Annotated in this window: 1 protein-coding gene; it reads right to left on the minus strand. The window is 47.9% G+C overall.

Translation table 11 applies throughout. The annotated features are described in order from the left end of the window. Positions 1 to 342 (minus strand): alanine racemase (locus R7040_RS27775; protein WP_318097792.1); only part of this gene is annotated, 342 nt, incomplete at its 3' end. Positions 343 to 609: the final 267 nt, after the last annotated feature.

The raw sequence follows: 609 nt of genomic DNA on the forward strand, positions 1-609 counted from the left end.
CTTGCCTTCGAAGCCGTGCTCACGCACTACGCGAGCTTCTTCATTACTGGTGATACCTACACATGCAACGTTGTTCGCGATGATGCTAGGCATCAGGCCTGCGATACCGTTACCGTACGCGTCAGCCTTCATGATGGCACAGATCTGAGTGTTGCCCTTTAGATCCTTCTGAAGCAACTGAATATTATTTGAAAATGCCTGAGTATCAATTTCCAGCCAAGCGTTGCTCGCCTGAACGCGCTCTTCGCGCTCGCTGTCATCAAAATCAACTAGCAGAGGAGCGGCATGTGCGGCTGTTTGGCCCATCAGAGCCAGTGCAGTTAGGCTAAGTTTCAGTTTCAAAGGATATCTCCTGTTATGAGTTTTTCTTCTTGTTGGTTGAAGTTAAAGTGTAAATAGATGCACAACGTCGCGTAGCGCAGTAGCCTTGCGTTTCCACTCTTCAACCCCTTGTTGTGCGTCCTTAGTAGATAATCGGTTTTTTTCGGCACTGTTGCTCAGTGCAGCAAGATTGAATGATAAGTGTTCGCAGGGAAAGGTCTCTCTTTGACCGATTCAGTCCTCTCTTCCATGCTTTGGTAACGGTTGAGATTTCGCTGCGTAAACCGT

It is taken from the genome of Vibrio sp. 1069 (assembly GCF_033340555.1).